Source organism: Yersinia entomophaga, from assembly GCF_001656035.1.
In the GTDB taxonomy this organism is placed as follows: Bacteria; Pseudomonadota; Gammaproteobacteria; order Enterobacterales; family Enterobacteriaceae; genus Yersinia; species Yersinia entomophaga.
Genome location: NZ_CP010029.1, coordinates 3,333,293 through 3,358,208, shown reverse-complemented (window position 1 = coordinate 3,358,208; position 24,916 = coordinate 3,333,293). Strand labels below are relative to the sequence as shown.

Here is a 24,916-nt window from a genome sequence, read left to right as displayed (position 1 = left end):
GACAAAAGCATTAGCCTTATTTTTTACACTAACAAAGGTCTTACCTTAGAGCCTGGTATCGTGCAACTTTTGACTAACGACACTAAGGACATTGAAAAAATAAAAGATGAAATAGAAAAGATAGAACAAGATCATAAAAATAAGTCAGATGACCTCTATAAGTATATTTCTATCATAAACTCACTCGATAGCAATTCTTCTAAACGTTTATTTAATAGTATAAGTTTTCAACATAGCGAAGATGGGATCATCCGCCAAATAAAAACATTACTAAAAACATTAGCAATCCCTGATGATAAAATAGATGATGCTTTTAATTATATTTCAGGTGCTTTTTTTAAACACAAATATGATTTGGTTAAAAATCACACCAAAATAAATATAAGTTATGATGATTTTCGAAATAATTTGGGAATAGATAGGATTATTCAAATTTCAAGAAATTGTATAAATAATTTCGACCAATACTACGATTTTGAATCTGCATACCCAACTAACGTTGAATCAAAGATATCTTACAAACAACTCAAAGATTTGGATTTGAATAGCGATTCAATCGTAAAATATATAAATGAAATGGCCAAAACAGAAGCTTTCATTCAAAAATTGCAAAGCTCTGGAGATTTAACAACTCAAGAAGAAAGACTAATATATCTAAAAGCGCTTGATGAATGGCAATCACGTCATTCAGCAACGTATATACGAAGCCGTTTTACAGAAATAAATGAAGATCATCTTAATAAAGCCTTCTCTGTCTATACTGAATTGACAGGAAACTGTAATATTGTGTTGGATAAAAATCAATTACCTAAATCTATGACTACAGGAACGTTCTTGCTCCTTTCAGATAAGCCCAAAATAGGATGGCTTCAAAACTGGGAGTCAGTCTATAAATGAAAATATATAACAATGAGCTTTTGGGTATATTCTCTTTGCAAGAGGTGTTATCAATAGCATCAAATATTGAAATAAGCAATGCAATGCTAATTTTACCAATTATATTTCATAAAAAAAGCTTAGATTACCTTGCCCACAAGAGAACCAATACACTATCTTTTCAAGATCTACTATTAACCAAGCCCGAAATAATAGTATCCATAAATAAAAGATTCTATAATTTCCTTCCATCCTCAGTTAATTGTGTTTCATTGTGCCTTGAAAATGGAATAGCTGAATTAGAACACGGCAAATTAGCATTTAAAAACAAGTTAATATTAGATAATGCGATCCCGTTTATTGGCAAAAGAGCCGTAAAAATACAGGCAGCATCTATAAATGTTGCACGTTTATTATTAGAAGAACCACACAATATATATGACATTTGTGGAGTTAGATTATAATGCAGATTACTAATATTTTAATATGGCAAATTGATTCAACCTTGAGGAATTTAGAACTTGAGGAAAATAAGGTAAATGTAATAACAGGTGATTCTGGCAAAGGGAAATCCTCCATACTGGCTATCATTGATTATTGCCTTTTATCCTCATCATCTGATGGTATATCAAAAACAAATGTCGATAATTTTGTAAATTGGTATGGGATTAGATTAAGTATAAACGGTAAATATTTCACTATTTGTAGAAAAGCGACACACTTTGAAGAAGATGATCTAGTTTACTTTGACAAAAATGGAGACATTCCACAAATCCCTATTAACAATATCAAAAAGGATGTTTTAAAAGAACATCTGAATTATGAGTTTGGTATTAATAGTTCTCTAAAAATCCCTTATGGTGGTAGATTCATACAACAAGGGTCAAAAGTATCCTATAGATATTTTATCCCGCATTGCTTTATAGATCAAACAACACTAACCTCTTCAGAACATCTTTATTCGAAAATCTCTGATTTAAAGACAAGAGAGCGTATTGACCGAACCTTTGACATGGCTCTTGGCAGTGAAAACGCCGAAACTATGATAATGAGAACGCGGTTAGAAGAATTACAAAGGAATCTTGCTCGCATCGAATATAAACAGTCGGCTAGCAAAGACTCTTATTTCAATTTCGAAAGTGAAATAGAATCACTATACGACAGGGCGTATTATTTTGGTTTAATAAGTGGAAACAGCAAGAATGAACCAACTGTAAGTGATAAACTTGAAAATTTGAAAGCGATAGTTAATTACAAGAATATAAACGAAATCCCAGCAATTAATGAAAGAACAAAAATTGAAAAAGAACTTTTCCTCTTAAAAAAAGAACTGACAGACATTAATGAATATATAGAAACAAATACTGAATATAAGAAGTTTTTAAAAGACAACCAAGACTCTCTTTTAATAGCTAAATATTTAGATGATAATTATAGCGAAATATTATATACAAAAAACATCTATTCAATCATTAAATCCTTATTGAACCAAAGCTCAGAGATAAAAAAGGCTATAGCCGAAAAAGGACAAAACTCACTCATATCAAAAACAAATGCTAAGAGAAAAGAGTTAGAACTTAAAATATCATCCTTGAGTAAAAAACTTGCAACTGTTAGTGATGAAAAAATCACACCAATCGAGCTTTATCGGTTCATGGGTGAACTCAGCTCTGAAATTAAACGGATAGTTGTTCTCCCTAAATATGATTATACTGATACTATAGAAAAGATAACTACTAAAATTAATGAGTTAGAAAGCAAGATAACAGATAATAATGCCTTTAAAGAATATACATTGAGTTTACTGAACGAAAAAATAAAGGAAATATTCAAACGGATGCCTTTAAAAGGATTTGAGGATGCAACTCCGATATTCAACAAGGCAAAAAAAACACTTGATTTGATAAATAAAAATCAAGTTGAAAAAATGATAGATATTGGAAGTGCTTCTAACTATATGTATGTACATGTAGCTTATTTCCTTGCACTTCACGAATTGGTAAGAGATAGAAAAGTACCGTGGGTTCCACGATTCTTAGTCATTGACCAGCCCAGCACTCCATATTTTAGTACTGCTGGTAAAAAAACTGATGACTTTGCAAGTCTTGATGCAGCCCTAAATGAAATTAATTCTTTTGTTGAGAAAATGCGGTCTCATGGTGGTTTCCAAATAATACTGTTAGAGCATATTGAAGAGTCTTATTGGCTTGACAGAGAAATGACGAACTTTACTCTTGTTGATAATGAATTAAGAGGCAATTATGGTTTAATTCATTTCAAATAAAATTGTACAGAGATTATGAGGGCACTATGATTGCATAAATAGTGCCACAGCTTATCAGCTAAGGGGTTTATAACCAACATCCAGAGTAAATTTTGAAAGTTCTTAAAAATGTTCAATAAACAATGGTGGTGTAAGTTTCACATAACACCACCACATAAGATTTTAAATCCATCAATACACTCAAATAATATTTATAATGTGATAATTAGAATGTTCTTTTCTCTCCTGAAATTATTCGATAAGGAAATTCAATATTTTTAATCAACCGTTTTTTGGCTTTTTCTTTTCCTTTTTCTTTTTGGGTTTTTCGTGATGCGAATAATATATCTTTGGTTTCAAATTAAATCCTTCAACAACTTCCTTCCAAGTTTGAACCGCTAATAAAAATTGAATAGAATTGATGTCAATCAATTTTTTGGCTTTTGTAGTAGTTGAGATCCATAAAACCACATCAGTAATTTTCTCTTCAAATTTTACTACTCCTCTTACTATAGTTTGAATTGTAGTTTTTGACTGCTCAATATTATAAATTAGATCATGCGGTTTATCTGATATCTTTACAGCAATAATCTCTCCATTTTTATAAAGATCTGCAACTTCAACATTGTAGTCCTTTCCATCATCACGTAAGGATGGTATTTTTTTGAGCTGGCGATCTAGAAGTATATAACCTTTCTCAACAGACATCTTTTCATTAAAATAGTACTCTCTATATTCTAATTTGTCTTTAGAAGTTCCTTCTTCGATTTGTTTTATTTTTTCAGCTTGCCATGCTTTGAATTCGTCTTCCTTTAGAGCATCTTTAACCTCAAATTTTATACTGGCTAAAGAGGTAGACAAATACTTCATAAAGGCAGAGTTAAATCGACTCCACCCTCCCTTCTTAAGGAAGTAGTGCTCACTGCCATCGCTATAAGTAATACTCAATATTTCTTTTAGCGAGGCCGTATGACCACTGTTATTTTCATTAGTTATCTTAACAAAAACTTTATTGATATCCTTTATGTCGTTGTTTTTTATAAATTGCTTAACATCTGTTATTTTTATATCGTTAACCTTATCTGCTGATTGAAGATACTTTCCACTCCCCTCAACTTTTGTGTGCAATTTAAAAAATGTCAAAGAATTATTAATTACAATAGAGGCACCAAAAGATTGAATCTCATCTATAATAACATTTACATCATCTTTAATGATCGATTGAAGTAGATAATTATCAAGCTCATCTATCTTTGACTCGTCAGTGATTTTTTCCGATTTAGGAAATTCGATTTTCTCTTTGGTTGCCAACGAAGAATCAATATCATTGAAGACATCTACTAATGCAGTAGGGGCACCATCTAAACTTAGCTGTATTGAATCAGAAAAAGTTATATTATTACATCCCCACTTGTCAGTTTCTTTGGCTTTTGTTTTAAGATGTTCGATGGATTCGCCAGGAAAATATGATCCTTGCACAAACTTTGAATATGACGATGCCTCCTGACTCTTTCCCCCACAAAAGAATCTACTTTTCTTGAGCAAAATATTTTCATCATTAGCTATACGCATTGCCACATTCAGCCCAAAGTCTGCTTCAATAAACTTGCTGAGATAAAAATGTGATTTACCAAGACTGATAAGATAGCAATTCTCAGGGTCCTTTTCTTTAAATCCTATTAGCAGGCCAAAATAGAATATATTATGAGGCTTTTCAATTTCTTCATTAAAGAAATCACTAAATACATCCCACCACCATACTTCATTTCCTTTTAACTTATCAGAAAAATAAAATTTGAGTTGATAAGATTGATGTAGAATAGTTTTTTGTTCGACAAGCCCTTCTTTAATGATTTTTTTTGTCAATTCTGGAAGACTCTTATATGGCATTCTATATATGTTATAACTGACTGACATTTAATCGCCTCTGAAATATATATTCATACAAGTTAATGTTAAAGTGAACAATTTTAAATATACTTAATTTATCGAGCTAAAATACTCAATGAATTTAACAACTGTGTATCCAAGGTTTCACTTGAGGGTACTGGTAGTCCGTTCGCAATGCGATAATTTTTTATTGACTGCCTTGTCGAAGGCCCCATTATGCCGTCAATATTCCCGTTGTAATAACCTTTGTCCAGCAAAGCGAATTGAACCCGCATGATTAAGCGCTTACGCTTCTCTGTACCAGAAGTCAGCCCATTACTTGCACGGTTAGCTTCTGTAGTTCCAACAGAATTCGTAGTAGTAGAGTTGTTATTGTCGTTAGAACGAAGCGAACGCACAGAGGAAGAGGACGATGAGGAACTTGTTCCTGAACTTGAAGACCCAGATGAGCTTGGTGAGCTGTATGTTTTTGGATAATAAGGAGTGCTGCCACCATAGTACCCGCCACCTGATGATGATCGGTGAGAACTATGGCTTCGATGGGAGCTATGACTGCGATGCCCTGCAATGTAGAATGGAACTTCGGTGTTAAGTGGGGCTATCACTAAATCATGTTCATTAAGAGTCATACCAGGCAAATCACTTGCTCCGGTGGATGAATCACTTGCCCATACAGAATTATTGAGCGCCAAAAATCCCGGAAGTAGAGCAGCAAAATTAAATTTTTTCATAAAATTGGTCTCGGTGGTTGATGAAAACGGCCTGTTGAGGAACTGAAATAACCAGTACAGGAAGACTTCTGAGTGCATTCATCACATTCTTTAGGATAGTAATTTTTCCAATCAGAGATCGACTGAGCAGCAAGCTCCCAAGCTCTTTCGGGAAGATGACACAAAGGATAATTAAAAATTGTTAGAGGTATACCTGACCTGTGCGCAGCGTCTATGGCGGAGATTATTTTCTCACTATAACTGCTGTGCTCAATGAAGATTGTTGACCAGTTCTTTCGTGCCCAACCGATAGATTCCAGCCCCATAAGGGAAATCTGATTGATGTTGGAGAACACACGGCCAACGAACTCTACAATATCATCCAATTCTGTATAGTTAGCCAGTGTCGGAATAACTCTAAGTTCGATATTAATCCCTGAGTTTCCTGCATTAATTAACCCCTTAACCGTTTCATTAAATGCGCCATCATTCCCTACCAGATGATCATGCACAAGTGGTCTTGATGAGTAGAGCGGGATACCAAAGGTGATTTTGATCTTTTTGCTTCGCTTTGCCATTTCCTGAGTAAAGTTGATATCAGAAAATTTGCGTCCGTTTGTTAAAACATGCAAAGCAGTATCTGGTGAATTCTCGATGATAAAATCAATGAAGTGAAGGAAATCATCTCCATACAGCAAAGGTTCTCCACCGCTGACCCCAACAACTCCATCCAAACCAAATGAAGCTATAGCAAGAGCTGATTGGGTAAGTAGCCAGTCATCATTTGATTTCTTAGGTGGCTGCGAACAAAACAGACACAAGTTATTGCAGCGTTCCGTTACTAAGACAGTATTATGATTGGCTCTGCGGGACAGAATTACGCGTATCATATTGCCATTGTTGATTATCCCAATATCTCCATCTTCAATTGACTCATATAATTCAGTGCTAATAACAGAGAAATCAAAGCATGGTTGAATGGCATCATTATTGCCTTCAGCAACTACCAGTAAATTGGGTAAAAAGAATAAAGGGTTCATTGGTTTTTGTTTGCATAACCGATAGAACCCCGTGGGCACATTCTTTTTTGAAGCAAAATGAAAGATATCGTTCCTAATAACCTCAGACATATGCCCATCCTTTTAGCATCTCAGCCTTCTGACCACCTTCTGAGATGCAGTTCATCAGATACCTGAACATCCCCTTGTGATACTGACAAAACGTTGAACGACTCCTATCACCGACAGGCTCACCCTGTACACTTATGTTCTGGCATGGATCTGCACCGCAAAATGGTTGATATGCACATGTATCACAGCCCGGCAGAGCAAAATTGAACGATGAACTCAACACTGCGTTATAGTAAGGACTCTTAGAAAATGATAGCGTTTTAACCTCACCCGCACTGAACTCCGTTTCAGGGTTCACCTTCTGCAACATACGACTCTCATCGCTACCATATACTCGACCGTCATAATTGAAAAGAATACTGTTAAGCACGACCCCGCTTGGCGACTTTAAATCCGCATAACCACTAAAACCGGGATTGAAGATCCTTTTCAGATGAATGGAGGCCGAATGTTCAACAACCCTTATCCCTTCTTTGTTGATCTTAAGAATTTCATCTATCAACGAGGCATAGAAACTGAAGTATTCCTTCATAGAAAATGTGAACGATGCTTTTTGTGCAAACCCATAGGGACTTACAGGTCGGATAAACATGTCCTTGAGGCCAAGAGACAAGTGAGCCTGGACAATCGATTCAGGATGCCTAATGAGATCTTTAGTAACTGTAGTAACCGTTGCAACGCGACCAGCGCCTAAAGACTGTTTGATAGCCTCTACCCCTGACACTGTTCTACTGTACGCAAGCCCATGACCAAGAATTCGATTACTGTTGTGAACAACTTCCTCACCATCAAGCGAAACAGAGAACGTTATGTTCCTGTCTCTCGACCATTCAAGCATATCCTCATTCAAGACAGACAGGCTTGAAGCTACCACCATCTCAAAATCGGTGCTTCCCAGCGTTTCAGCACATTGCTCATAGATAGACTGAATTAAATCGAACCGCAAGAGTGGCTCTCCACCCTGTATCTCTATCTTGTAAGGTGGAGTTGATAGTTTTTTGATAGTAGAAATGATATCGGGGATGAGAGCGGGATCTAAATCATAACCAGAGGCGTTCACTGAAGCTCTACTGACCTGACAATACTTGCAGGTATGGTCGCAACGTAATGTGGGCACAATCATGAAAATTGGCCTGATCGCCAGTTCATTCATCAATCGTTTTGCAAAAGCAGAACTTAAAGCATAGGGAGCGATACCTGATGAGCTTTCGTTGGTTATGAACAGCTTGCTTTCTAGTGCGTTTGATTGCTCCGCATTGATTTGCTCATTAGAAAGATCAAGCAGCTCTTGCTCATTAATGAAGTGATGAAAACCAGCGAGGTTGCTTATAAACACCTGTCCATTAGGCAATCTGTCAAAATTGAATGGCATCAATTCCATTACGATAGCCTTTCATCGACACTGCGAAGCACTTTATGGACAATAGAATCTCTCAACGCCCCAGTTTTATGCTGTAGTTTTTCTCGCAAAGTGTAATCATTCAGCAGCCTCTCGAACTCATAGAGGCATTCGGGACTATCGTTTTCAAAAGAGATTGTCCAGGAGGATATATCTTCACAGAGTTTCCACTGAGTAAGCGAAGTCATCCAGTACAGGCTATTGCGTATAACCCATTCAGAATAAACATCTTTTTTTAACACCCTTTCGCACATTGCCATTGCCCCACAAAACTAATAATCACAATCAGCAACCGCTTTAAAGCGGATTTTTCCTATAGAAATGAGGATACACCATTTAATTAATATGTTACAGGATGTTAGCATCTGAATGGCGATTCCGAAAAAAGATGCTGCTTATCCTATGATAATCAATAATGTTTTCTGATTTTCATATGCCGCTTGAATCGGCAAACAGCTAAGAAGCTAAGAAGCTAAGAAGCTAAGAAGCTAAGAAGCTAAGAAGCTAACATGACGTTAAAACGCAGGGATTTCAAAGAGTTGTTAGTGGCTCATAGTATGAAATGTATCCCTTCAGTAATCACAATGCGAAAGGATTCTGTACTGACTTAATCGAAGAAGCGTGGGTCAGTAGCGTTGGCACCATTGAAGTCAGGGAAGCCTGCACTCGCTTTCAATACGTTGAGCAACTTAGAGAGATGATGAGCTGTTGGGGGTGTGTATGAACACCTTACTTCTTATGAGAGGACAAGTATGGGGGCAATTCTTATCAACGCAAGCATAAGATAAGCTATAAGCGAATGATGCAGCAGTACTTTTTCGTCTAGCTCATCTTATCGACATACAGGAATATCTATCGATTCCCCTAAGGATCGGTATACCTATGAAATACTTCATTGGAGATTCTATCAATGAATGCATATATATTTTAGATCAAAGAGATTTAAAATATATTGTTCCAAATATTTTATGTTGTTGTTTTTATGCATATCTCGTTCTTCAGATAATTTATTCAGGTACTTTTCAACCAAATATTGTGGTATATGCGAAGTAACAGGCATTGAAAGTATGGTGTATTGTAATGCATAAAATGATTTTTTTATTTCCATGTTTGATAAAAATTTAATATATGGTTCCCAATCATTATTGTCAAGATCATTACTCATTTCTATTACATGTAAAAATCGTTTTATATATTTGTCTGTGAATACATCAATAGATAAATCATTTTTATTAAGTTTATTATTTTGAAATAGTTCAGTGTGAATTACATTATTATCATATAATTCATAATATATAAAGTTTGATTTTGCTTGTGCTCTTAATAAATTCATCTTAGTAATTAAGTACATATTATCAAAATTTTCAGGGATAGGTTTTACACCATCGTAAGAAAAAAAGGCATGTTCGAATCCATTGAAATATATACGACGCTCAGAAGATATTAGTATTTTATTAAAATCTAATTCATTGAACATATTTTTACCTCTATTTGTTATTATTTTATATTTTTATAATCTAATATATTTTTTTGTCAATTTTAAAAAGGTTGTTCTATTTATTTAACTTGGCTATAATCAGATTTCATTCCGTTGATCGAGGTGAGTTATGGCACAGCACAGATATAAAATACTATCGATATGTGTTCCTTATTTATTCTATCCCGTCCCGAAGAAAGCATTCGATTCTTTAAACAAAAATGAATTAAGTATATGCCCAAAAGACTTTATTACTGTTTATGTAGTGATAGACACAGAAGGATCAGATAAATCAGATATCTTTACTTCCCTTACAGAAGCTAAAAATAAATGCTTAGAAAAAAACAATAAAGTATTTAACGAAAGTAAAATCCCTCGACTTACACTTGATTTACCATCAAATTGGCGTCAATACATAGTAAAACAAAACAAACCTAAACTTGAATGTGATATTGATGACACTATATTGTTGAATGAAATTTCAAATGCAGAAAAAAATATAATACTTTCATTATTAGAAGAAAGAAAGAAAGTTAATGTTAAAAGAGCTATTCTCTGGTATGAAAGAAGATTATTATCCGTATCCATACCCGATATTAAGAAACCACCTTTAAATACCTATGGCGTAAGACCTGCCTAAAAAAACGTAAAGAATTACGTTAAATATAGGTTTTTTAAAGATTTAAACTTTACAAACCTGAGAATTAATCTTCATAAATAAGAAGGCTGTAATTTATTTCAGGCAACATGCTTTCTTGAATTTTCGATAGTTAATTGAATCCATTCGTCTACTTCACTTTCAATGAAAGCAACTGCACGAGATCCAATTTTGACTGGTGATGGGAAACAGCCTTTGCTGATTAGATGATAGATCCACGCTTTACCATAACCGGTTCGATTTAGAACCTCTGGTAAACGAATAAGGCGAGTATTGTGCTGATTCATATTTTATTCCTCATTTCAGTTGCGATGGGAATTACTATATAAATGAATCAGCAGGAAAAAGACCGAAGCCGAGAACGCCAGAGCTAATGGAGGTTGGTCTTAGTCAGAATCAGCGATTTTCATCACGTCTGAAACTCTGATCTTTTTTAGGTGGTCGTTTTTGTTGATGAACAGATGAAACTGACGGATGAACGGTATACTCGCGGCCTTCAGAGCAAGGGGTCTGTCCGTATCCCTGATTTGGTGGTTCAGGCGGGTTTGTTCTTCATCATCATCATCCGTGTACAGGAGCCGGGAAAGGCGGTCTTCGGATACACGAACTTGGTGCAGGTTTGACCATACCAAGATATCAATAAGGGGTATAAGTCTGTAGTTGATGATTTTCTTAATCGTTCCATAACCAAAGCGAATAGCTTCCGTTACATCTGGTTCTATACCACGCACTTTACGCCATTGAGGAAGTGCAGCTTTGAGTGATTCAGCGATCTCTTCATCTGTCCCGTTTGCTAGGTCAATTTCGACCATGACCGTATCTCTGAACAATTTTGGCAAAACTTCCGATACAGGGCTATCGAGGAATTCTCTGTTAACAGAATACTCATCGCTTCCATCCCAGAAGAACAATGAATTTCGCAGTCCAACGATGCTGAGTTGTGCCAGTCGTTCGGTGGTTGTGAGAAAAAAGTGCGGGGGCTGATACAATGTGTCCTCTCTTGTGAGATAACCTAAATGCTTTTCTGTGATGAGAAAGGGATTTCCATTGAAGATCCTGTCGATGTAGAGGCTTACGGCCTTCGCTTCAAATTCTTCATGGTAAGGTTTGAAGAACAAGGTTCTTGCAAGTAGTTCATGATAAAGCTGCATGAGTGGAAGCTCTTCGAATCCGCGATATGTATCTATGTCCAGCCACTTCTTCACTTCTCTCGTATGCTCAACTGACCAGTTTTTCATAACAATCTCCAACAGGCGGAAGACTTAATGTATGTAGCTAACGTAATCGACATGTTAAAGGAAGACCAATGAAATGAGTTCAGATGACATCAGGAAGTTGAACCAAGAGGTTTGATATTTTTTGATACAGTTTGCCAACGGACTATTTTCAGGGGTTCATGCCGTTACGATTTATGGTTCCTTTATAGAACCAAAGGTAAAGTCAGAAACAACAGTTATCTAGAAAATTCAATCAAATAGATATCTAGTTACAGGGACGCCAGCCCAAAATCTTCAATCGATGATTACCAGAGTCATCCGATAAAGTCCTAAGAGCCCGCACGGCGCAAGCCCTGCGGGCTTTTTTGTGCCTGCAATTTGTCCCGCTGAGTCTGAAGCAAACTAATTAAATCCGAACCTTTTAGGCACCTTGTTAGGCACCTCGTAAAGCTTTATTGTTTTTGAGGTGAATAGACCCTAGTTTCCTAGACGGTAGCGTGCCTCATGAACCAGGCRCTTTCATAAACTGCAGGGGGTTGATCTTCACAGGCACTATGCCGACGTTTAGCATTATAAAACATCTCTACATAATCGAAGATATCAGCCTTTGCTTCTTCTCTATTTTTATAGATCCGTTTCTTTATGCGTTCTCGTTTCAGCAACTGGAAAAAACTTTCTGCCACCGCGTTATCATGGCAATTCCCACGACGACTCATGCTGCTTTTTAAATTGTGAGCTGTCATAAAGTGCTGACATCTTTCGCTCGTATATTGAGAACCCTGATCCGAATGGATTAGTACTTCTGCCGCTGGTTTGCGTCGCCACACCGCCATCAACAAGGCGTCCATCACCAACTCTGCTGTCATTCGTCCACCCATACTCCAGCCGATAACCCGGCGCGAGAAGAGATCGAGAACAACGGCCAGATACAACCAACCCTCATGCGTTCTTATATAGGTCATGTCACTCACCCAATGAGTATTTGGGGTAGGAACAATGAACTGGCGCTCAAGGTAATTAGGGCTGGCAACTGAAGGCTTTCCGCCGCCGTAATAGCGTCGTTTCCGGTATCCGGTTTGAGAAGCCAACTCTGCAAGCCTCATTAGGCGCGCGATCCTGTTACGCCCAGCGCGTTCACCCAAGTCTTTCATATCGAGCCAGATTTTTCGATAACCATAAACCGTACCACTTTCAAGCCACAGCTGCTTAATAAGACCTGTTTGGCGCTCATCTTGCCTGGCACGCAAAGATTGAGGTCGCTTTAGCCACTGGTAATAACCGCTGTAATGGAGGCCAAGAACCAGACACAACCGGCGTACAGCATAAAAGGAGGACATTTGTTTAATGAAGGCGTACTTCAGCCTGACGTTCTTGCAAAGTACGCGGCGGCCTTTTTTAAAATATCTCGCTCTTCAGTCACACGCTTAAGTTCTTGCCTGMGGCGCTTTACTTCGTGCTGAAGGGCATCGTCCTGCTTTCGCTGTGGTTCAGGTTTTTGGTAACGCTTAATCCACGCGTAAAGGCTGTTGGTAGAAACACCGAGTCGTGCCGCAACCTCAGAAACAGGGTATCCCTGCTCGCTAATCTGTTGTACGGCTTCAATTTTGAATTCTTCAGTGAAATTTTTGGCTGACATAAACACTCCTTCATTGAGCCTCCATTATGAGGCAAAAAAGTGTCTACGAAACCCGGGTCTATTCAATTTGGAGTGGCACACTAAAACTGGCCACCTAAGTAGACGTGATGCAACAGGGTTAGAAGTATCCCGTTATTTGAGAAGGCCCGCTAAAGCGGGCCATACTATTTACTTTACTGTAAAGCTTCCAGGATGCGGTAAGCGGCTTCGACACGCGCAGGGTTAGGATAACTTTTATTCGCCAGCATCACGATGCCAAGATTCTTCTCGGGAATGAAAGCCACGTAGCTTCCAAATCCGCCGGTTGAACCAGTTTTATGTACCCATGAGGCATTTAATGCAGGAGCAGGCGGGTTAATTTCTGTCGCACTTAGCGGTGCGAGTGCGACTTTATTATCGCTCCCACCGGCCGCGATTGCTGCTTTCATCGGCCAATTCAGCATTTCCCAACCCAGCCCCTGATACATGTCGCCCACTTGCAAGTACCGCGACTGGGCAAGCAAAATCCCCTTTCGTAGCGAGGCATCGGTTACTTCAGACGGCGCTATGTTGGCGCGCACCCAGCTTGCCATATCCTCTATTGAAGATTTCACGCCGTAGGCTTCAGCGTCCAACATACCTGGAGAAACGTGAACAGCTTTCCCATCGCGATAGCCCCACGCATAGTGTTTTTCTTCACGTTGAAGGAACCTGTATCCAGGTATGCGTTAGATTCAATGGCTGGAACACGCGTTTATTCATCGCCTGCTCAAAGCTCATACCTGAAGGTTTAACCGCCAATTTGCCAAACAACCCAATACTGGCGTTTGAATAAAGACGCTTTGTGCCCGGTTCCCACTGTGGCTGCCAGGTTTCATAGTAATTCTGTAATGACGCCTCATCGGTAATGTTATCAGGTACTTGAAGCGGTAAACCACCGGCGGTATAGGTTGCCAAATTCAGCAAACTAATTCCTTCCCATTGCTTCCCTGAAAGCGCTGGCCAATATTGACTCACTGGATCACTCAGTTTAATTTCACCGCGTGCAATGGCATCTCCACCCAGTACGCCGGTGAAGGTTTTGCTCACGGAACCGAGTTCGAATAACGTCTGCTGCGTGACAGGCTGTTTGCCTGCGATATCAGCCATTCCCCAAGTAAAGTAGTAAGGTTGGCCCTGATAGATCACCGCCACCGCCATGCCAGGAATGGCCTGTTCCTTCATCAAAGGAATAACAACGTTATTAACAATTCCACTCAGTTTCTTTTCTGTTTGAGGCGTTGCAAACACGGAACCTGACGCGACGAGCAGCAGCGCACAGGAAAGGGTTTTATGCATCATGTCTATCTTCCATAATTAAGAGTTGAAGGGGCGTACTGGCTTAATTTGATGAATTTGGCCGCAGGTTGCAAACGATAAGATTTAGAATCTGCTTGAAGTTTTTCCTAGGAACACTGCGATGTCCGCAACTCTTGAGTCGCAACGGGTAATCTCGACACTCCATGCTATTTTTACCAAGTAAAACATCGGCTTTTCGCTCACAACAGACGCGCACACCATTTTGACCTGCTCGCCGCGATGAATACACCGTGATGTTAGTAATGTCTTCCTCAGTAACGTGAGGACATGCCCATGAAGAAGCGTTTTTACGACGAACAGATCATTACCACGCGAGGCCGAAGCCGGGGTTTACGCACAAAATAGAACTTAAATCGTTATTTATCACAAGCCTTTTTATAAGGCTAATAATTTAGATGAAATAGCCTTCAAACATAAAATATCATTTATTTTAAATGGAAAAGTGGAGTTCTTCTTAGTTTCGATATAATTTTTGTACAAATATACCTATCGGATTTTTTGTTAAAAACATAAATTTTATAGTGTTTTATAATCGCGATTTTTATTGCCTACTTACTCTCTGAGATTTATCGCCAGACTTAACATTATCCATACAGAATACTTTCATAAAATTGAATATAACAGATGCGTTTGCTAAGTCAGCACCATAATATCATGGTCATTATAGCCATAATTTCACACATAGGCTTCAAACCCTATAGCAGTAACCGAAACAAGGAGATACATATGATTCTAAAGTTATATATACAGAATTAAACGGTGAGATAGGCAGTGTAAATTAGCTATTTTATTGCAGAAAAATCCGATTCATTCATAGCTTTTGTAAAAGTTTGTTTACTAGGTTGTAGAAATAATTTGCTTTTACTAAAGTATTTCTCATGATAGTTATACCTCGCACTTTATGAATGCTATCTAGTCTAGATGCAGTCTGCAGTGGCGATTAATTTGAGCTTCGTCATAGATAAAACTGTCAAATTCTATCCTTTGGGTACGATTTTGGCGGAGCTTGGCCCGGCATACCGCATCTTTCGTTAATAAACCTCTTGCCAGAGGGCCAAATAATGGAACGTTGGTATCTCACTTGTCATAAACCCGGAAAAAAAAATCTACTACATGCGCAAATAGCTTTAGAGCGTTTGAATATCATGGTTTTTAGCCCAATATTACGGACATATCGTTCTCGAGCCGATCGGCCAGGGCAGACCAGGCAAGTTATAGAACCGCTATTCCCCGGCTACATGTTTATCTATTTCAACCCAGAGATACATACTCCTTCAAAAGTTGAGCGTAATCCTGGCATTAGTCATCTGGTTCGTTTTGCCGGCGGATTCCCCAATATCAGTGAAGCGGTTATTGATAGCGTAATGTGTTTGCCAATGTGTTCTCAGGCAGTGTCGCATCTCAATAAAAATAACCATCAGTCAAATAATAAATTATCTTCTTTAAATTCTCAGCAACAGAAAAAATTCAAGACTTTGATAGAGGAAGAAAATGGCGAAGTTCGCAATTCTCTTTTTTATTCCTTTATTGAAGAAATTAATTAACCCTAAACTGTAATTAAAATTTAATTTTTCATTTTATATCCTATAGCCCCATCGGCCATTCAATTATAATGTCATCACGCTTGTTTAAATACACTCAAGCATGTCACAAAAATACTTTGTTAATTGTATTTAAATAAATCACATCGCAAAAATTATTTAAAGGAAATCAATATGCAAGTATATTCTAATGCCTTCAACTTCAGCTCTTACCTCAGTGCGGATGTCGATGAGCGTACTGGTCAATATGGTAGTATTATCCGTTTAGCAACGATTTACCCTGAAGGCCCTGTAGAAAACAGTCGTGATATAAAAATTTTCTTTTCTATGTTGGACACAACCGACTCCGGCTATGGGCTCGGTTGGTCAATCAGTAATACTGAATTTGATAGCACTACATCTCGCTTAAGGCTATTAAGCGGCGAAAGTTTCCTTACCGATGCACTGCCTCCCATCAATTCATATATGAGAATCAGAGATCGTAAACTGAAAGACATAGCCGTAAGAAGACATGATGCTAATACTCTCCATGTTATTTATAAAGACGGCATGATTGATGTTTTACGCCGACCGCGACCATCAGACTCATTTAAAATAGCGCAAATAATATTTGAAAATGGCGAGCACATTTCATTCCAATATAACAACATGGGTTTCCTGTCAAAAATAGTAAATGAAGAAAGCGGTAGAGAAATATTATCAATAGAATACAACACTGGAAGAATCAGTATTTCCGACAGTTTGAAAGATAACAATCGGGTCGCTCGTACTTATTTTTCGCATACGAATGGCCACTTAACTCGAGCAACGATCCCAATCGACAGAAATGTTTTACCGCCTAATCCAAATACTCTTCCGGCCTACACATATCGCTATCAAACGTTTAGAAATGGCCTCATTGCTATTAACAATTTAAGCAATCCTATGGGCGGAGAAGACGTTATCACCTATCGGGAGAACGGGCATGCGTATGCTAATAACACATTTATTCCTAATGTCATTCAGATAACTCATCGCGCGAATGGCGGTACTGCTGATATGACACGGCAGTTCACTTTTAGCACTCATAATTTCACCGGTTTTCCCTTCAGCGGCGGGTTTGCGCAAGGGCAAGACAATCTGTATTTAGTCAGAAGCGAATACAATTACTCAACTACTGAGCAGATACTCGACAGTAACAATAGCGTGCTGCAATCTAGAGAAATTACCTTTAATCGATTCCATCTTAAAACGCTCGAAACGACCGAAAAACAGGGTAGGAGGCTGATTCGTCGATATACTTACAATGATATAACTGGGGTGATGTTTACGGATCAACCGGCCAATCTGCAATTACCAAAAGAAATTCTCACGCGATTTGAAATACGAAATAGCTCAAGTAATCGTGAAGAATCTATCAGAATGATCTCTGATGATTTTGGTAATGAGTTATCTCGGACAGAAGCCTCTGGTATTCGCTATGAATCTGATTACTTCCCGGTTGGCGGCATTGCAGGGCTATGTCCACCGGAGCCACACGGTTTATTTACCCGATTTAAAAGAGAAGAAAGAATATTTCCCTCTTCAGGCAATGAATCTACAAGAGTCACCCAGCATACTTATATACAAATAGCCAACTTCCGTAGAAATGCCAATTATGTATTGCACGCTTCAAGTGCGACCAATGGGAATCTTACGTCCCGTTTAACCTACCTCCAGAACTTCTCCAATATTGCTTTGCATGGAAGAATCCAGGAATCTGCGGCAACTTTAAATAGCCATACGACTCGCACACAATTTAGCTATACAACCAACCTTGATCGTTTAACTGAAAGCCGAAAAATTGTTGGGTATGATGCTACATTTTTGACATCTAACCGGACGATATCTCTTATCAACCGCCTAGTGACCGAGGTTCAAAAAGAAGACGCAGTTAAGCTGGTTTTTGAATACGATATTAATGAAAAACTCGTCACTGAAATAGCCTCGCCTAATACACAAAATCAAGCTCGTCGGCATTATGAATATCATTTTTCCATTTCCGGCGCGCTGGCAAATATGGTGATAAATGATGCAAAAGGTGAGCGATATATTACGCGTTATGACGGTTTTGGCCGTAATCTGTCTAGCAGCGTCATAAAAAGTAACGGAGAACTATTACTGCGCCGCCGCTCCTACAATAGATTGGGTCAGCTAATTTCAGAAACAGCCTATGATCATATTAGCGGACAGGAGTTAGCATTAAATTCAGTTTATTCTTACGACGGTTGGGGGGAGCTAGAAAGAACTATACGCCCAGACGGCAGCGTAATCGTGAATGCTTACGATCCGATTCAACGAGTGCGCACTGAAGGTATAGAAGGCACTCACTATACGCGAACTTATTTTAATGCCTTCGATAAAGCCACTCGAATCCAACAAATTGATAGCGTTGGCGGCATTGTTGATCACTTCAACCGCACTTTTGATGGATTTGGTCGCTGTATTTCTGAAGTCGATATCGATGGCCACCGAACTCATTTCAGTTATGACGCTTTTGACCGTTTGGTACGAGAAAGTTACATACCTGCCGATGCAACCTCAGCGAAAGTAATCGAAACCGAATTTGTTTCTCATTCAATTGAAGCACTTAAAACCGCGATAAAAGTAGATGGGATCTTAGTTGGTAGCCGCGCCTATGATGGCGTTGGCAGATTAACGAAACAATCCAGAGGCAACGCAGGAGAATCAACCTGGTCATATCTTAATGGTTCGACTCAACCGAATTCGGCTCGTTCACCACGCGGTATCATTCAGAATTTCCAATATAATGCGCAGCTCCTTTCTTTAGAACAAGTTAAACTCGGCAGCGTAACGACGAGTGAATTTGATTTTGATCGAGTGACTGGCAATTTGATTCACACCAGTAATAACGAATTTAAGCGCGAATTACATTTCGATACGTACGGCCATCTCAATAAAGATACACAGTTATTCGATAATCAAAGCCACGCCAATAACTATCAATATTCTCCTGCCGGTCGCTTAATTACCGCTGATTCGGCTCTGCGAGATAAAGAAATGCGCAGTTATGACACCGCAGGTCGAATTGAAAAAGCCAGCGTAGGTTCGGTACATCTTACAACACATTATGACCGTTTTAGTCGAATTAGCCGCGTGGATACCTCTGCTCAGCAGGGCAATGTTATAACGGGGGTGACTTATGACGAGGCTGGGCGAGAATCTATCCGACGTATCGAACACAATGGCGCATTGCTACAAACCATAACTACCACCTATCACCAAAATGGCCTGATTGCTTCCAAGATGCTCACAAACGCCCAAGGTATCGCTATTATTGGTGAGACTTACCTTTATGATGCCTACCGCAGATTAATCACCTATTCATGCAGCGGCCCTGAATATTCTAAAGATCAAAATGGGCGTAGTCTTCAATATCAGGCCTTTACCTATGACGCGTTAAATAATATAACGCAGGTTATCAGCCAATTTACAGATGGTACTGAGGATATTTCTACCCGTAGTTTTCAGGGACGCGACCCCACTCAGCTAACTGAAATACGCCATACCAATCCATCAAAAGTACTACACCTAAACTATGATGCTTCCGGTAATTTACTCAGCGATGGTAAAAGAAATTATCATTATGATGAACTAGAGCGTTTAATTAATGTTACTGAAAATGAAAGTCATATTTCTCGCTATCACTATGACGCTGAGGGGCGTCAAATAAAACAAAGCGCCAACGCTAATACGACAGTAGCATTCCATTATAGCGAGAATAGAATTATTGGCGCCAGCCAGGGAAATAACACGTCTCGTTTTGTCAGGCAGGAAGAAAATGTGCTGGCGCGCACGACCAGTACTCAAGGCACTGAATTATATATTAGCGACAGCGCCGCCAGTATTCGAGGGGCTCTCGGGCAGAGTAATGATATTAAACAGACCCATTATTCCCCTTACGGCATGGCGATAATTGATTCAGATAATCTGGATATTTCATTGCTAGAGCAGAGTCGCCCGGCGTTCAATGGCGAAAAGCTGGATCCAATGACTCAACTCTATCATTTGGGCAATGGACGAAGAGTTTATAGTCCGGAGCTAATGATTTTCCTTTCACCTGACCCATTAAGTCCATTCAGTGCAGCAGGTATTAATAGTTACGGTTATTGCAACGGCGATCCCATCAATTTCAGAGATCCCAGTGGACTGATTCAAATGCCGAGATGGCTAACCTGGCTATTAATTGGCATCGGTACTGCACTTACCGTTCTGACTTTTGGTTATGCTTTGGTCGGCTTTGCGGCAGCAGGGGCAACCGTAGCCACGGTTCTTGGCGTGACTGGCGGCGCATTAGGAATAGTCAGCAGCACCCTGGCAATTGCAGCGGCGGCAATGGAAGAAGTCGATGCTCGTGCCGGATGGGATCGAAGTGACACAATACAACGCCTAAGCATCGCATCGCTAACATTTGGCGTGCTATCTTTTGTTTCTGGCTTAGGTTCAGCGGGAGCAACGGTGCGAAGCACCTACCAGACCGCTCGTTCGCCTACCATTCTTTTCTCCACAGGTAGCGGCGCCGAACGCATCACATTTTCAGGAATTTCATCTACTTCAGTTGCCGCCCGCATGGGACTTTTCGAAGGTTTAAAAGCATTAGCTAATTACGATAGTTCATTAGGATTATTCGCTAGAGTCGTAGGAACCGTAGCAGGCGTCGCTTCTATCCCTCTTACAATTTTCGATATTGCCAATACTTCACACGACCTGGCAACAACCTCACCTTCTTCATCGAGTAATTTAAATGCCGAAGTACGAAGTAATCCGTTTTTACCCGCAATTGATACTATGCAAGGATCGCTGGCCAGCGCACATGAATATTATACTGAATTTGATAACCACGTAGGCCGAATCCGAGCTTCGGCTATTGAAGAGGTTTATTCTATATAAGTTTAATTTGTTATCTCCCAAGCTAAAACAATGCAGCACCTAGATATTCTATTTTTATATCTCCATATTGATTATTGGCATCACTTTTATTTATGCATGATTAGCTTATCCAGTCAGCCTGTATTTTTATAATACAGGCTTATATTTAATTTATTATCAGGAGTATCTATGAGATTTATTGATAAGAACATTATTAATTCCATTTTCAGAGCAGCCGATAACTCTAATTGGCATGGACAGGTGCATGCTTTATCTAGTGGTAGAGAATGCGTCCCTATAATGGTCAATGGCGATAAAATTATTATTGAATTTGTTTATCCTTCACACTTCAGAGAAGAAGTATTTTTTAATGATAATTTTTCAACTGATGGGGATGGATATTATTTCATACCTAAAATAGATCATAGATTTATTTCTATTTGGTTTGGAGGAACCACCCCGGAAGAAGGCTTCGCTGAGATCTGCGTATTAGATAAAAGCAGATTCAATTATGAAAATATAGAGTTTGCAAAAATGCTGCAGTTAGCAGTTAAAGTTTATTTTGAAAATTACCCTAGCGCTAATCAGTATTTTTTTGAGTCAGATAGTCAGTTCAGTAATTTTATTGAGCATCAAGTATTCAATGCCGACCAAAAATTAACGGACAGAGTTAAAGTCGACATGATAAAGGAAATCTCACCGCCATTTTATGGCTTCTCAGTTTTCAAAGATTAATATCGGGGTTTAAAATGAATAATGTGAATATTAGTCAGTTTACGATCACTTTACCCGGCAGTAATCAGTTTTATGCTAACGGTCGTCAACAAATGCCAGTTTTGATCACGATTCAAAAACAGGAATTCAGCGGGAGCGGTTGGAATAATGTCGATCTCAATGATGAAGAAAAAAGGAGCGTCACCGTTCGCGAAATTAATCGGGACAACCTGCCAGTCGGTTGGGATGTTGATCAGGCTCCCAACGGCTATTCGCAAGGTATAAGAGGACTTTCGTACGAAGAGATGGATAGAGAAATCGATAATAATACCGAACGATCTGGCCCCGAACCTTTCGCAGGTGCCACGCGTATATTCCGGTATTTGCGATCAAATCAACGGGTAGAAACAAGAATATTTATGGCTGCAGTGACTATCCAGTTCCGTGACGCCAATAATCAACTTCAACGCCGGGTTATTACGACTAGTTTTAATGCTGATGGTATGGTTTTTTCGAGCTCTATTTCTCTCCTTCCCGTGCCACCATTAAGAATTCTCGCCTCTGCGCTAAATAGAGATGTTGATATTGGCCATTCACGTAGTGATTCTAAAGGGCATTGGGCGCAGGTCGATGTGTATTATTGGACATTACCTTCAGGAGTCAGGGTCCATTCGGATACAGCGTTTAATTCTGGTAATACTACTTTACGTAATAACTTGAGGATATTCTTCGATTCGGGCCGTTATACCAGCGGCTGGATGGCTAGAAATAGAACAAGCCTTCGTGTTAATGAGATAAGATCCGATAACTCTTCTGCATTAGTTAATTTACGTCATGGACATGGCGATATTCGTGCAATTAACTATTACAATAATAGGAACAACCAGAACATTATTATTAATGGCCAGGTATCTGTTGATATTATTGATAACTTTGGTAATCTGCATCAATTCTCCCTTCGTACAATAAATAATCAAGATGTGGTTATTAGCAACCGATAGTGGTTATTTTATGCCTTGATTATTTCAAGGCATATATCCATTTCCGCCTAATATATTAATTAGAGGTATTGGCATGAACAAAAGGAGAGTAGTGGTAACCGGTTATGGGGCTTTAACTTCTTTGGGGGAAAATAGCGCAACCGTATGGTCATCTATTATGAACGGGAATTTAGGCTATAAACCCTACGCATTTAAGAATCCGTTAATTAAAGCTAAATTCTTTGCATTTTTACCTGAATATAATGAACGCTATGGTTTTATTCCTAAACGTATTTCCCGCGCACTGCCTGTTTTTGCCAAAAATGCATTGGTTGCAGCCTATGAAGCAATTCTTATGGCGTTTAAACAACCTGAAGCCATAGCCGAATACTACGCGGCTCGCGAATGCGGAGCCATCATTGGCACCGGTTGGGGCGGGTTAGATGAAGCATATATTCTACGCGATAGTTATCGTGATACGGGCTTTGGTAATCCATTAGGCACGCTGATCTCAATGCCCAGTATTGCCACCGCGGCCTGTACGTTAATGTGGAATATGCGGGGTTATCAAAATACGATAAGTGCAGCCTGCGCCACTGGTTCTATTGCAATAGGCGAAGCCTATGAAGCAATCCGCCAGGGACGCGCTCAAATGATGCTCGCTGGCGGTTCAGAAACATTACGTCATGAAACAAATATTTGGAATATTGATGCACTGAATGCGCTTAGCAGAGAGCAGAGCGATATTCGTCGTGCCTGCTGCCCATTTGATCGTCGTCGTTCGGGTTTTGTACTGGCCGAAGGGGCAGCAGTGCTTTGCCTGGAAGAATTGGAACATGCTCAAAACCGTGGGGCTAAAATTCTCGGCGAAATTACGGGTTACGGCAATTTTTCCGATGCCACGGATTACACCTCCCCGGCTACAGACATGCAAGCACGAATTGATTCAATGTTATTTGCATTACAGCAAGCTGGTCGATCGCCAACCGAGATTAACTATATTAATGCCCACGGAACCTCAACACAGCTAAATGACCTCAATGAATCCAATACGATTAAAGCCGTATTTAAACAGGCCGCTTACGATATCCCTATTTCCAGTACGAAAGGTTACTCAGGCCATTTGATTTCAGCCGCAGGTAGCTTTGAGTCAATTATCTGCCTGAAAGCGATTGAAACCGAGATATTGCCAGCCACAGTCAATTTAATCGAGCCCGATCCCTTATGCGATCTGAATTACTTACCGCTGACGCATAAAAAGAACAGTCCCGTGGATACAACACTAAACCTAAGTTTCGGTTTTGGCGGGGCCAATGCCGTGCTAGTCATTGAGAGGTTCCGTTGATATGAAGCTCTACTTCGATGAACAAGCTATTGCAGACTGGGCCGATTATTCAGGTGACTATAATCCTATTCACTTTAGCTTATCTCACGCTCAGGCAATGGGTTCTGCGAATATTGTCGCCCATGGAATGTTAGCTTTAATGCATATCCAACATCGTTTAAGTCTAGATGATATACAACCGAACCAAGATTGGGTTGCGATAAAAACTTTATTCCGTTCACCGGTATTACAAAAACTTCATTATGAATTGGCAATAAAAAAGAAAAATCAGCGTGATTACTTTCTCTTATTCTCTGAAGATAGATCTTGTGAAGCTATTACGGGCAGCCGGTATAAAACGCATCCCATGGAGAAAATCACAGAATATTCCCCAGAAGATGTTCTCATTGAACACTCGCTATATGAGGAGAAAAAAGCATTATTCGAAACCACATACCCCTATTTCGACTCTGCGTGGCTTTTTATGGACTCTCTTGTTTTCACTCGTTTTTCGCAGAGTGAATTTCTGTTTGTTAACATTTGCCATTTACTTAATAACCCACAAATAAAGCAGCAAAGCGATCTATTCGCTGAACTGAGAGTATTACAAACCACCCATAGGGTTTTGGTTGCACCCGACTTCTTTAAAGTGAAAATATCAGGCCTGGATTCCTCTCTCAACATTCGATTTAGATTATGTCAACCGATTATGATTAGCTCTTCTCAAAATATTATTTCTTCTTTATTTCAACTTAAAGTCATTATCAATGGACAATTTGTTATGCAGTCAGATATAGGAATTCAAATTCAGTCTAAATAATAACACTTAAATTATAAACCATTAAAAGGACAAGC

19 protein-coding genes and 1 pseudogene are annotated in these 24,916 nt (G+C 39.1%); 10 read left to right on the top strand and 10 right to left on the bottom strand.

From position 1 onward, the window contains the following. Positions 1-60: 60 nt before the first annotated feature. From PL78_RS15175 to PL78_RS15165, 3 genes are read left to right on the top strand one after another with little or no spacing between them, the layout of a single operon-like run. Positions 61-897, top strand: coding sequence for a hypothetical protein (locus tag PL78_RS15175; RefSeq protein WP_235600979.1), 837 nt, complete (start codon positions 61-63; stop codon positions 895-897). Continuing rightward, positions 894-1,340, top strand: a complete 447-nt coding sequence (locus PL78_RS15170; protein ID WP_000708540.1) for a three component ABC system middle component — start codon at positions 894-896, stop codon at positions 1,338-1,340. Before PL78_RS15175 ends, PL78_RS15170 begins: the two co-directional genes overlap by 4 nt. Beyond that, positions 1,340-3,160 carry a DUF3732 domain-containing protein gene (locus tag PL78_RS15165; protein ID WP_023567068.1) on the top strand — a complete coding sequence of 607 codons (1,821 nt, stop codon included), beginning with the start codon at positions 1,340-1,342 and terminating at the stop codon, positions 3,158-3,160. The genes PL78_RS15170 and PL78_RS15165 overlap by 1 nt, the downstream gene beginning before the upstream one ends. 261 nt (positions 3,161-3,421) lie before the next feature. Here the strand turns inward: PL78_RS15165 and PL78_RS15160 are convergent, their stop codons facing one another. The 6 genes from PL78_RS15160 to PL78_RS15135 form a co-directional block, all read right to left on the bottom strand. Then, on the bottom strand, positions 3,422-5,056 hold the full coding sequence (locus PL78_RS15160; protein WP_064516755.1) for a DUF6119 family protein: 1,635 nt from the start codon (positions 5,054-5,056) through the stop codon (positions 3,422-3,424). Positions 5,057-5,124: 68 nt separating this feature from the next. After that, entirely contained in the window at positions 5,125-5,760 is a 636-nt protein-coding gene (hxsA, locus tag PL78_RS19715; protein WP_023567065.1) for a His-Xaa-Ser repeat protein HxsA, read from the bottom strand. Then, a complete protein-coding gene (gene hxsC, locus PL78_RS15150; RefSeq protein ID WP_000005560.1) occupies positions 5,757-6,869 on the bottom strand; it encodes a His-Xaa-Ser system radical SAM maturase HxsC in 1,113 nt (370 codons plus the stop codon). The genes hxsA and hxsC overlap by 4 nt, the downstream gene beginning before the upstream one ends. Next, complete coding sequence (hxsB, locus tag PL78_RS15145; RefSeq protein WP_064516751.1) at positions 6,862-8,250, bottom strand: His-Xaa-Ser system radical SAM maturase HxsB; 1,389 nt, start codon at positions 8,248-8,250, stop codon at positions 6,862-6,864. Before hxsB ends, hxsC begins: the two co-directional genes overlap by 8 nt. Then, positions 8,250-8,522: a His-Xaa-Ser system protein HxsD gene (gene hxsD / locus PL78_RS15140; RefSeq protein WP_000333421.1), complete on the bottom strand. Its 273-nt coding sequence runs from the start codon at positions 8,520-8,522 to the stop codon at positions 8,250-8,252. Before hxsD ends, hxsB begins: the two co-directional genes overlap by 1 nt. A gap of 653 nt (positions 8,523-9,175) precedes the next feature. Further along, positions 9,176-9,745, bottom strand: a complete 570-nt coding sequence (locus PL78_RS15135; RefSeq protein WP_064516750.1) for a hypothetical protein — start codon at positions 9,743-9,745, stop codon at positions 9,176-9,178. A 130-nt stretch (positions 9,746-9,875) separates the two neighbouring features. On the opposite strand from PL78_RS15135, the gene PL78_RS15130 reads away from it, so the two are divergent. Next, positions 9,876-10,385, top strand: a complete 510-nt coding sequence (locus PL78_RS15130) for a hypothetical protein (RefSeq protein ID WP_235600978.1) — start codon at positions 9,876-9,878, stop codon at positions 10,383-10,385. Positions 10,386-10,483: 98 nt separating this feature from the next. Here the strand turns inward: PL78_RS15130 and PL78_RS15125 are convergent, their stop codons facing one another. From PL78_RS15125 to blaYRC, 4 genes and pseudogenes are all read right to left on the bottom strand, one after another. Beyond that, positions 10,484-10,690, bottom strand: coding sequence for a helix-turn-helix transcriptional regulator (locus PL78_RS15125; RefSeq protein ID WP_001071601.1), 207 nt, complete (start codon positions 10,688-10,690; stop codon positions 10,484-10,486). 99 nt (positions 10,691-10,789) lie between these two features. Beyond that, entirely contained in the window at positions 10,790-11,641 is an 852-nt protein-coding gene (locus tag PL78_RS15120; RefSeq protein ID WP_048990909.1) for a DUF6387 family protein, read from the bottom strand. Positions 11,642-12,105: 464 nt separating this feature from the next. Next, positions 12,106-13,256 (bottom strand): IS3 family transposase gene (locus tag PL78_RS15115; protein WP_145933971.1). Its coding sequence is split into 2 segments (ribosomal slippage): positions 12,106-13,019 and positions 13,019-13,256, totalling 1,152 coding nucleotides; the frame shifts between segments, so codons are not numbered across the junction. Positions 13,257-13,429: 173 nt separating this feature from the next. Next, positions 13,430-14,576 (bottom strand): annotated as a pseudogene (gene blaYRC / locus PL78_RS15105) (YRC family class C beta-lactamase). A gap of 1,079 nt (positions 14,577-15,655) precedes the next feature. On the opposite strand from blaYRC, the gene PL78_RS15100 reads away from it, so the two are divergent. The 6 genes from PL78_RS15100 to PL78_RS15075 all read left to right on the top strand — a co-directional run bounded on the left by PL78_RS15100 (position 15,656) and on the right by PL78_RS15075 (position 24,881). Then, entirely contained in the window at positions 15,656-16,138 is a 483-nt protein-coding gene (locus PL78_RS15100; RefSeq protein ID WP_064516745.1) for a transcription termination/antitermination NusG family protein, read from the top strand. A gap of 171 nt (positions 16,139-16,309) precedes the next feature. Next, positions 16,310-21,064, top strand: a complete 4,755-nt coding sequence (locus tag PL78_RS15095) for an RHS repeat domain-containing protein (protein WP_064516743.1) — start codon at positions 16,310-16,312, stop codon at positions 21,062-21,064. Positions 21,065-21,232: 168 nt separating this feature from the next. Next, a complete protein-coding gene (locus tag PL78_RS15090) occupies positions 21,233-21,778 on the top strand; it encodes a hypothetical protein (protein ID WP_064516741.1) in 546 nt (181 codons plus the stop codon). 14 nt (positions 21,779-21,792) lie between these two features. Next, on the top strand, positions 21,793-22,758 hold the full coding sequence (locus PL78_RS15085) for a hypothetical protein (RefSeq protein ID WP_064516739.1): 966 nt from the start codon (positions 21,793-21,795) through the stop codon (positions 22,756-22,758). 73 nt (positions 22,759-22,831) lie between these two features. Then, positions 22,832-24,082, top strand: a complete 1,251-nt coding sequence (locus tag PL78_RS15080; protein ID WP_064516737.1) for a beta-ketoacyl-[acyl-carrier-protein] synthase family protein — start codon at positions 22,832-22,834, stop codon at positions 24,080-24,082. A 1-nt stretch (position 24,083) separates the two neighbouring features. Further along, on the top strand, positions 24,084-24,881 hold the full coding sequence (locus PL78_RS15075; protein ID WP_064516735.1) for a MaoC/PaaZ C-terminal domain-containing protein: 798 nt from the start codon (positions 24,084-24,086) through the stop codon (positions 24,879-24,881). The last annotated feature ends 35 nt before the right edge of the window (positions 24,882-24,916 follow it).